This window comes from Catenulispora pinisilvae, assembly GCF_015356865.1.
Lineage (GTDB): Bacteria > Actinomycetota > Actinomycetes > Streptomycetales > Catenulisporaceae > Catenulispora > Catenulispora pinisilvae.
Genome location: NZ_JAAFZA010000344.1, coordinates 1 through 8685, shown reverse-complemented (window position 1 = coordinate 8685; position 8685 = coordinate 1). Strand labels below are relative to the sequence as shown.

The 8685-nt window shown below is 70.5% G+C and carries 10 protein-coding genes; 3 read left to right on the top strand and 7 right to left on the bottom strand.

Annotated elements, in window-relative coordinates; all coding sequences use genetic code 11:
• Positions 1-248 precede the first annotated feature (248 nt).
• Genes IZR01_RS45945 through ligD form a run of 3 tightly spaced genes read right to left on the bottom strand, consistent with a single transcriptional unit; the run spans position 249 to position 2804 of the window.
• Complete coding sequence (locus tag IZR01_RS45945) at positions 249-629, bottom strand: VOC family protein (protein WP_194899063.1); 381 nt, start codon at positions 627-629, stop codon at positions 249-251.
• A gap of 11 nt (positions 630-640) precedes the next feature.
• On the bottom strand, positions 641-1720 hold the full coding sequence (locus IZR01_RS45940) for an ATP-dependent DNA ligase (RefSeq protein WP_194927502.1): 1080 nt from the start codon (positions 1718-1720) through the stop codon (positions 641-643).
• Position 1721: 1 nt separating this feature from the next.
• A complete protein-coding gene (gene ligD, locus IZR01_RS45935; protein WP_228561322.1) occupies positions 1722-2804 on the bottom strand; it encodes a non-homologous end-joining DNA ligase in 1083 nt (360 codons plus the stop codon).
• A 209-nt stretch (positions 2805-3013) separates the two neighbouring features.
• Here ligD and IZR01_RS45930 point away from each other — a divergent pair, with 209 nt between their 5' ends.
• Positions 3014-3859, top strand: coding sequence for an alpha/beta fold hydrolase (locus IZR01_RS45930; protein WP_194927501.1), 846 nt, complete (start codon positions 3014-3016; stop codon positions 3857-3859).
• An 85-nt stretch (positions 3860-3944) separates the two neighbouring features.
• Here IZR01_RS45930 and IZR01_RS45925 read toward each other — a convergent pair whose 3' ends face one another.
• From IZR01_RS45925 to IZR01_RS45910, 4 genes are all read right to left on the bottom strand, one after another.
• Entirely contained in the window at positions 3945-4538 is a 594-nt protein-coding gene (locus IZR01_RS45925) for an O-methyltransferase (RefSeq protein WP_323746701.1), read from the bottom strand.
• 155 nt (positions 4539-4693) lie between these two features.
• Positions 4694-5902 carry a helix-turn-helix domain-containing protein gene (locus IZR01_RS45920; protein WP_194899060.1) on the bottom strand — a complete coding sequence of 403 codons (1209 nt, stop codon included), beginning with the start codon at positions 5900-5902 and terminating at the stop codon, positions 4694-4696.
• A 160-nt stretch (positions 5903-6062) separates the two neighbouring features.
• A complete protein-coding gene (trmB, locus tag IZR01_RS45915; RefSeq protein WP_194899064.1) occupies positions 6063-6767 on the bottom strand; it encodes a tRNA (guanosine(46)-N7)-methyltransferase TrmB in 705 nt (234 codons plus the stop codon).
• 272 nt (positions 6768-7039) lie between these two features.
• Positions 7040-7474: a nitroreductase family deazaflavin-dependent oxidoreductase gene (locus tag IZR01_RS45910; protein WP_194899059.1), complete on the bottom strand. Its 435-nt coding sequence runs from the start codon at positions 7472-7474 to the stop codon at positions 7040-7042.
• A 60-nt stretch (positions 7475-7534) separates the two neighbouring features.
• Between IZR01_RS45910 and ybiA the strand changes: the two genes are divergently transcribed.
• Complete coding sequence (gene ybiA, locus IZR01_RS45905) at positions 7535-8122, top strand: riboflavin biosynthesis intermediates N-glycosidase (RefSeq protein WP_194927500.1); 588 nt, start codon at positions 7535-7537, stop codon at positions 8120-8122.
• 132 nt (positions 8123-8254) lie between these two features.
• Positions 8255-8545, top strand: a complete 291-nt coding sequence (locus IZR01_RS45900) for a hypothetical protein (RefSeq protein ID WP_194927499.1) — start codon at positions 8255-8257, stop codon at positions 8543-8545.
• The last annotated feature ends 140 nt before the right edge of the window (positions 8546-8685 follow it).

The following is an 8685-nucleotide window of genomic DNA, read 5'->3' as shown; positions in this document are numbered from 1 at the left end:
GGGTGGGACGGGGCCGGGCGGCCGGGCGCGCATCGGCTGGCGGTTCTGCCGGACACCACGCACTACGGGATCTTCGGATCGGCGACGCTGGCCGAAAGCGCCGATCGGTTCCTGTCGGCCTGAATGCCGACAGCTTCTCCGCGGCGTCAGCCGGGCGGCCGGGCGGTTAGCGTTCCGTCCCGGTAGCCCGCGCACGATTACCGCGCACTGTCGCCGGGACCGTCACGGTCGTGCCGGCCGCCGTGCGGTCAAAGCTCCTTGATCCGTGCCTTGAGCAGGCAGAACTCGTTCCCCTCAGGGTCCTGAAGCACGTGCCACGCCTCCTGCCCGGTCTGGCCGATGTCGGCCGGCCGGGCCCCGAGCTTCAGCAGCCGCTCCAGTTCGGCGTCCTGGTCCCGGTCGGTGGCGTTGACATCGATGTGGAGGCGGGACTTGCCGGGCTCCGGCTCGTCCCGGACGCTGAGGATGATGGTCGGCTGCGCGCCGCCGAAGCCTTCGCGCGGGCCGATCTCGACCGAGCCGTCGTCCATGCGGTCCAGCACGACGAAGTCCAACACCTCGCACCAGAACCGGGTCAACACCTCGGCATCGCGGCACCCGAGGACTAGCTCACTGATACGACAGGCCATGGCGCGAAACCCTAGCCGAAAACATCGGCCAGGTCATAGGCCGCCGGGACGTCCAGCTGGCCGTAGGAGCAGGACTGCGGGTCGCGGTCTGGGCGCCAGCGGACGAAGCGGCCGTTGTGGCGGAAGCGGTCGCCCTGGAGCTGGTCGTAGCGCACTTCGCAGACCAGCTCGGGGCGCAGTGGGATGAAGGACAGGTCCTTGCCGGCGTTCCAGCGGTTCAGGGTGCCGGGGCGGCGGTGCGCGTCTTCGCCGCCGGCGCCGGAACCCGCGTCGGCGGTGTCCTCGGTGTCCACCCAGGGGTGCGGCTCGCCTTCCGGGACGACGTACGGTGCCAGTTCGTCAATCAGTTCCTTGCGACGCGCCATGGTGAAGGCGCTGGAGCCGCCGACGTAGTTCAGCACCCCGTCCTCGCCGTACAGGCCGAGCATCAGCGAGCCGACGATCGGCCCGCTCTTGTGCAGGCGGTAGCCGGCCACGACCACGTCCGCGGTGCGCTCGTGCTTGACCTTCACCATGCTGCGCTCGCCGGGGGTGTAGGCACCCTGGGCCGGCTTGGCCACCACGCCGTCGAGCCCGGCGCCCTCGAAGCGCTCGAACCAGGTCCTCGCGCGCTTCGGGTCCTCTGTGGCGCGGGTGACGTGCACGTAGTCGTGTTCCTCCACAGCCGCGACCAAGGCCAGGCGGCGTTCCACGAACGGCAGGCCGGTGAGGTCCTGGTCCCACAGCGCCAGCAGGTCGAAGCCGACGAAGGAGGCCGGGGTGCGTTCGGCGAGCAGCTTGACCCGCGATTCGGCGGGGTGGATGCGGTCACTGAGGCGGTCGAAGTCCAGCCGGCTGTCGAGGACCACCACGATCTCGCCGTCGAGGACGCACTTGGCCGGCAGCGCCGCCTTCAGCGACTCGACCAGTTCCGGGAAGTAGCGGCCGAGGTCCTTGCCGCCGCGGCTGCCGAGCACCACCTCGTCGCCGTCGCGGAAGACCAGGCAGCGGAAGCCGTCCCACTTGGGTTCGTAGAGGTAGTCGCCGGTCGGGACCTTGGCCGCGGACTTGGCCAGCATCGGTTCCACCGGGGGCATGACCGGCAGCTCCATCTCAGCTCCCTTGTTCGGAGTCGGCGGCGCGGCCCTTGCCTGCGTCGTGCGCCTTGTCGCCGTCGTGCGCCTTGTCGTCCGCGCGGGCCTTGGACGGCTGCACCCGCTTGGGCTCGCCGGGCATCTTCGGGAAGTCCGGCGGGTAGGGCAGGTCGCCCAGCCCCCGGTCCTTCTCGTCGCGGTCGGCCATCTCCAGCAGCCTGTCCAGACTGTGCGCGGTGTCGTCGATCTCGGCGTTGGCATCGCCGTTCTTGGCGAACAGAGCGGGAACTGTCTTGACCGTGAAATCGCCGGGCGCGACGTCGCCGAGGTCGGTCCAGCGCACCGGCATCGACACCGGGGCATCGGGGCGGGCCCGGGTCGAGTAGGGGGCGACGGTCATCCGGTCCCGGGCCATCTGGTTGAAGTCGATGAAGATCCGCTCGCCGCGCTCCTCCTTCCACCAGGAGGTCGTCACCAGCTCCGGGCGCCGCCGCTCCAGCTCCCGGGCCAGCGCGATCACCGCGCGCCGGGCCTGGACGAACGTCCAGCGCGGCTCGATGCGGACCAGCAGGTGCAGGCCGCGGCCGCCGGAGGTCTTCACGAAGGGCCGGATGCCGAGCTCCTCGAACAACGCGTACGCCTCGCGCGCCACCTCGACGGCCTCGGCGAACTCGGTGCCGGGCTGCGGGTCCAGGTCGATGCGCAGCTCGTCGGGGTGGTCGGTGTCGGCTTCGCGGACCGGCCAGGCGTGCAGCTCCAGCGCGCCCATCTGCACCGTCCACAACACCGTGGCCGGCTCGGTGATGCAGACCTCGTCGCCGGTGCGGCCGCTGGGGAACGTGACGTGCGCGGTCGAGGCCCAGTCCGGCAGGCCCTTCGGCGCGGACTTGGTGAAGAAGGACTTGCCGCCCAGGCCGTCCGGGAACCGGTTCAGCGCGACCGGCCGGTTCGCCAGGCCGCGGAACAGCCCGTCGGCCACGTCGGCGTAGTAGGTGGCGAGGTCGCGTTTGGTGATTCCGGCATCGGGGAAGAGAAGCTTGTCCGGGGAGGAGATCCGGACGCTGCGGCCACCGGCCTCCACGTGCGCTTCAGCAGAACCCATAGTGGGCAGGCTACGGCCGGGCGCATTATTGCGCACCCCAGAGGGCACCCAGGGGTGCCGCGCCCGCACGCCGCCGCCCTTATCCCCGGCCACAACCGGGGGCTGCCAGCCATGTGCATCAGAACAGTGACGTGGAGGCCACTTTCCGCGACCATTTTCTTAGTGGCAGGAAGGACCCGCCACCGGGAACCTGGAAAAGGTGCGGACACATGGCACGGGTGACGGTCGACAAGGAGAACCACCTTCCCGTCGACATCCACTACGAGGACCGGGGCTCGGGCCGCCCGGTCGTGCTGATCCACGGCTGGCCGCTGTCGGTCGGCCAGTGGGAGTTCCAGGTCCCCGCACTGCTGGCGGCCGGCCACCGGGTGGTGACCTACGACGGCCGCGGCTTCGGCGCCTCGGCCAAGCCGCGCGGCGGCTACGACCCGGACACCCTGGCAGCGGATCTGCACATGCTGCTGGAACACCTCGATCTGCGGGAAGCCACGCTGGTCGGCTTCTCTTCCGGCGCCTGCACGGCGGTGCGCTACCTGAGCCGCTTCGGCAACCAGCGGATCGCCCGGCTGGCGCTGGTCTCGATGGCCGGTCCCTACCTGCGCCGGACCGGCGCGCACCCCGAGGGGTTCCTGGAGGACTCCAAGCTGCGCGAGTACCAGCGCTGCCTGACCGATGACCGGGTCAGCTTCCTGCACCGGTTCGCGACCAAGTTCTTCGAGATCGCCGGCACCTCGGCGTCCCGGCCGGTGATGCCGCAGCCGCTGCACACCCGGGTCATCATGCTGGCCGCCGCGGCCTCGCACCGGGGCATGGCCGAATCCCTCGGCCAGGCCGCGGCCACCGATTTCCGCAACGACCTGCGGGCCATCACGGTCCCGACCCTGGTCGTGCACGGAGAGGCCGACGCCGTCCTGCCGGTGGAGAGCACCGGGGTCCTGGTCGCCGAGGCGGTCTCGGGCTGCCGGCTGGTGCGGATGCAAGGAGCACCGCACGGATTGATCGTCACCCGCGCCGCCGAGTTCAATCGAGAACTGATGGCGTTCCTGGAGGGGTGACGGGAGCGGGCGGTCCGGTAGTGCCCTCACCGGCCGCCCGCAGCCTCCCTCCGGATCAGATGCGGGACCGGCATGCCTCAGCGCCTCAGCCGAGGCGCGAGGCGATGAGCGCCGAGGTGGTGGCCGTGGTCAGCACCTCGGTGGCGGCCAGCCTGGAGTGGGTCAGGTAGAAGACGCGCAGCTCGTCGACCCGGCCCTGGAACAGCGGCGGCCACTGCGGCGAGGGCGTGAAGTCGTCCATGATGAGGACGCCGCCGGGCGCCAGCAGGTCGATGACGCGCTCTGGATCGTCGCGCTTACCGCCGCCGTCGCAGAAGAACACGTCGAAAGGCGCGTGCGCTTCGAGCAGCCGCCAGTCGCCGGTCAGGACCTCGACGCGCGGGTCGTCGGCGAAGAGCTCGGCGGCGCGGGCGGCCAGCTGCGGCTCCCGCTCCACGGTGACCAGCCTGGCGGCCGGGGCCAGGCCGCTGTGCAGCCAGGCGGTGCCGACACCGGCGCCGGTGCCGCTCTCGGCGATCACCCCGGCCGGTTTCGCGGCGGCGGCCGTGCTCAACAGGCGGCCCACCTCGGGCGGGCAGGAGTTGGCGAAGCCAGTCTGCGCTGCCAGGCGCTGAGCGGCGGCGACTTTCGCGGGGATGGCGCGCTGGGCGATTCCATCGGCGCTGTTCACGGTGTCCACGGCGTCGATTCTCGCGCCCGCGGGTTGCCGCCGGTCGGCGTTCAGTCGAGTTCGACCGGGTCCGACCGTGTTCGGCCATGCCGAACGGGGCGTTCGACCATGCCGAACGGGATGTTCGACCACGCCGAACGGGGTGTGCGACCACGCCGAAACGCTTATCCCGCCGCTCCGCCGTCCCCGGCCAGCGCACAGTCGATCTCGTAGGCCAGGCTCAGCTCCGCCACCGACCGCGGGTTCGCCAGCAGGCGGCCGGTCCGCTCCTCCAGGCGCCGCAGGCGGTAGCGGACGGTGTTGGGGTGCACGAACAGCCGCTTGGCGGCCCCGGCGGCGGAGCCGTCGGAGTCCAGCCAGGCGCCGAAGGTGTCCAGCAGCAGGGTCCGGTCCTCCCCGGGCAGCCCGTCCAGCCCGCCGAGCACCGAATCGGCGACCTGCGGCATGATGTCCGGCGCGCTGGCCGCGGCCGCCGACAGCGGATCGCGCCCGAACACCACCACCGTGCGCCGCTCCTGCGCCCCGCGCATCGCGATCCGCGCCAGCCGCATGGCCTGCGACGTCGAGAGCAGGTGATCGTAGGGCGGGCTGACGCCGACCCGGCCGGTGCCCTCGGCGGCCAGCGCGGTGACCATCTTGTCGAACTGGTCGCCGGGCCGCGGCACGTGCGCCACCCCGACCTCGACGTCGTGCATCAGGCGCCACGCCGAATCGATGCCCATGCCGCCGAGTTCCCGCTCGATGTGCGGCAGGCCGTACTCGCCAGCGTTGGCGACCCGGGCGGCGATGACGACGTAAGGGCCGACGGTCGGCAGCCGGAGCAGTTCGGCGGCCTCCCACACGTTCGTGTCGTCCAGCCGCCCTTCCAACAGCGCCTGCACCAGGGCCGCACGCTGCTGTTCCTCACGCCGCGCCTGGTAGCGCAGCTCCTCCTTGTACGCCGCCGAACTCTCGCGGGTGAACGCGTCGAGGGTCTCCATCACCTCCGAGGCCGCCCGCAGCGCCGCCTTGGTGGACAGCCCGACCGAGTCGGCGGTGCCGGCCAGTTCCTTCCACAGCACGCCGAAGGCGATGCGGTAGCCGTCCATGATGACGGTCAGCGGGATGCCCTCCATCGCCCGGTCCCGGCCCGACGTCGCCGCCGGCCGCGAGTCCGGGGGCATGTAGCGGGTGATCGGCTCGAAGGCGAAGTGGATGTGGTCCTTGATCGTGGCGTGAAGGGCCACCGGCTCGATCATGCCGATGTAGAGCGGGAACTCCTCGGCGACCCGGTTCAGCACCAGGTCCGTCAGCTCGTCGGTGCGGGCCAGCATCAGGCCCGCCAGTCGGGCTATCTCGGCGTCTACCGCGTTGCGGGAAGCGATCTGCTGCACACACTCAATGTAGCGAGGGGAACACGGACGGGAAGGGGTATCCGGGTTCTGATCCCCTTCCCGGTGGTCCGGGCGACGGTCCGGGCTGCGATTCGGGCTGCGATCCGGGCGGCGGTCAGCCGGGGATCAGCCAGCAGTCCGGGCGGCGGTCAGCCGGGGATCAGCCAGCGGTCTTCTCGAACACCAGGTCGGCGATGGGCCTGCCGTCGCGCAGGCCGCGCCGCTCATAGCCGGTGAGAGGACGGCCGACGGCCTCGCGCGGGGCGTACCCGGCGTAACGGTTGCGCAGCCGGGGGTCGGCCTGCAACACCTCAAGCATCTGCTCGGCGTACTCGGCCCAGTCGGTGGCGCAGTGCACGACCCCGCCAACTTGCAGCCGGTCCCGGATCAGGGCGACGGTGTCGGGCTGGATTATCCGGCGCTTGCGGTGCTTGGCCTTGGGCCAGGGGTCGGGGAAGAAGATGTGCACGGCGGCCAGCGAGCCGGGGGCGATACCGTCGCGCAGCAGGAACAGCACGTCGCCGCGGGCCACCCGGACGTTCTTCAGCCCGCGCGCCTCGGCCAGCGCGATCAGGTTGCCCAGGCCCGGGGTGTGGACGTCGGCACCGAGGTAGTCCCGGTCCGGGTCGGCGGCGGCCATCTCGGCGGTCGCCTCCCCCATGCCGCAGCCGATCTCCAGCACCAGCGGCGCGCGCCGGCCGAACAGGGCCTCGCGGTCGAAGGCGGTGTCGGGAGCGGCCTCGGGGGTGTGGTAGTCGTGGTGCGGGTCCGGGATGGTGTATCCGTAGACCGGCCAGAGCCTGGTCAGCGCGTCGGCCTGGGTGGTGCTGGCCCGGCCGCGGCGGGGGTGGAAGGTGCGTATCAAGCCGTGCCGGGCGTGCCGTTCGCGGGGGTGCTCGGGCGGGTGCGCGGCGCCGTGGTCGGGGGCGTGGTCGCAAGCGTGCTTGCAGGTGTGCTTGCAGGTGTGCTCGGCAGTGTGCTCGGCGGCCTGCTCAGCGGCATGCCAGCCCGCCGGGGCCTGAGTTATCACATCCGCGTCTATCACGTCCGCGTCTATCGGGTCACCGTGCGCATTTTCCACCCGCACCAGCCTACCGGCCCGGCGGCCGCACTCCCCCGCGCGGCCGCCGGCGGCGCTCAGCGCGGCGTGAGGACGAACAGCGGGATGACGCGGTCGGTCTTGGTCTGGTAGTCGGCGTATTCCGGGTAGGCCTGCACGGCGCGGTCCCACCAGGTCTGGCGCTCCTCGCCGGTGGCCTCGTGCGCGACGTAGGTCTTCTTGACGGCGCCGTCCTGCAGCTCCACCTCCGGACTCGCCACGATGTTGTAGTACCAGACCGGGTGCTTCGGGGCGCCGCCCATCGAGGCGACGACGGCATAGGAGCCGTCGTGCTCGACCCGCATCAGCGGAATCTTGCGGATCTTGCCGCTCTTGTTGCCGACCGTGGTCAAGATGATGACCGGCAAGCCCTTCATCAGGTTGCCCTCGCGGCCGTCGGTGGCTTCGTACAGCTCGACGGCCTCCCGAACGTGGTCGCGGGGGCTGGGAGCGTATTCGGAGTCTGTCGCCATGATCCCCAGTCAACTCCAAACCCGCTGACTTGTCGCGGCGGCATGCGAGAAGATCAGGCCATGGCGACGAAGTATCTGTTCTTCTGGGGACACACTCCCAAGAAGCCGGGGATGGTGGGCGCGGAGTGCCTGAGCCAGTGGTACCCGGCGTCCTTCGAGGTGGGAGGCGTCCGGTTCGCGACGGCCGAGCACTACATGATGTGGGGCAAGGCTCGGCTGTTCGGGGACGAGGAGACCGCGGCGAAGGTGGTGGACGTCGGGCATCCGCAGGAGGCGAAAGCACTGGGCCGGACGATCGCCGGGTTCGACGAGGACACGTGGGTGGCCAACCGGCTGGCGATCGTGACGGCGGCGAACGTGGCGAAGTTCCGACAGAACCCGGAGTTGCTGGCGTTCCTGCTGGGAACCGGGACGCGGGTGCTGGTGGAGGCCAGCCCGGTGGACCGGATCTGGGGGATCGGGCTGGCCGCGACGGATGAGCGGGTGCACGATCCGGCGAAGTGGAAGGGGCTGAACCTGCTCGGGGAGGCTTTGATGGCGGCTCGGGTGGTGTTGGCGGCGGAGGCGGAGGTGGAGGCCGTGACGGAGGTAGAGATGGAGTCTGCGGCAGCAGAAGCGGCGGGCACGGCCGGAGAGCCGGAGGTCTAGAGCTGTCGGGGTTCGGGGTTTTTGGGGGGCTGAAGTTTTCGGGCCGGGCTGCGGTCGGGGTGTGGATTTCAGAGCTTTTTACGGCCTTCGGTCATGGTTGTGCCGGTTCGGGGTTCGGGGCGGTGGGCGTGTTTGTCGGCTGCCGGTTTTCGTGTTCACAACCCCGCCGCACCTCAGGCCTCTTCAACTCCAGCAGGTCGGAGCAAGGGCAAGATCAACACCAAGGCCACAGACAAGATCAACAGCCAGATCAAGGGCAAGATCAACAACCAGGTCAAGGGCAAGATCAACAACCAGGTCAAGGGCAAGATCAAAAACTGTGATGAAGAGCCGGCGCCTCCGGCGGGGGCTCTTGGCTCCCTCGGGGAACTGGCGCGGTTCCATAGGGTGGCCGGGTCAGGGCCCTGCGGCGGCGGTTTGTGAGGTGGTTGCGGTTCGTTCCCCACGGTCGCGTCGTCAGCCCCAAGGGGTACAGCGCCGAACCCCGGGAGTAAAGTCCGCGCCCTTGCGGTCAGGCGTGCAGGTGGCGGCCGCGTACAGCGCGAACTTGACTCCCGAGAACC

Excerpts from the sequence above, each read along its gene's own strand:
- IZR01_RS45945 (WP_194899063.1), bottom strand. The coding sequence starts at position 629 with ATGGCCTGTCGTATCAGTGAGCTAGTCCTCGGGTGCCGCGATGCCGAG.
- IZR01_RS45940 (WP_194927502.1), bottom strand. The coding sequence starts at position 1,720 with ATGGAGCTGCCGGTCATGCCCCCGGTGGAACCGATGCTGGCCAAGTCC.
- ligD (WP_228561322.1), bottom strand. The coding sequence starts at position 2,804 with ATGGGTTCTGCTGAAGCGCACGTGGAGGCCGGTGGCCGCAGCGTCCGG.
- IZR01_RS45930 (WP_194927501.1), top strand. The coding sequence starts at position 3,014 with ATGGCACGGGTGACGGTCGACAAGGAGAACCACCTTCCCGTCGACATC.
- IZR01_RS45910 (WP_194899059.1), bottom strand. The coding sequence starts at position 7,474 with ATGGCGACAGACTCCGAATACGCTCCCAGCCCCCGCGACCACGTTCGG.
- ybiA (WP_194927500.1), top strand. The coding sequence starts at position 7,535 with ATGGCGACGAAGTATCTGTTCTTCTGGGGACACACTCCCAAGAAGCCG.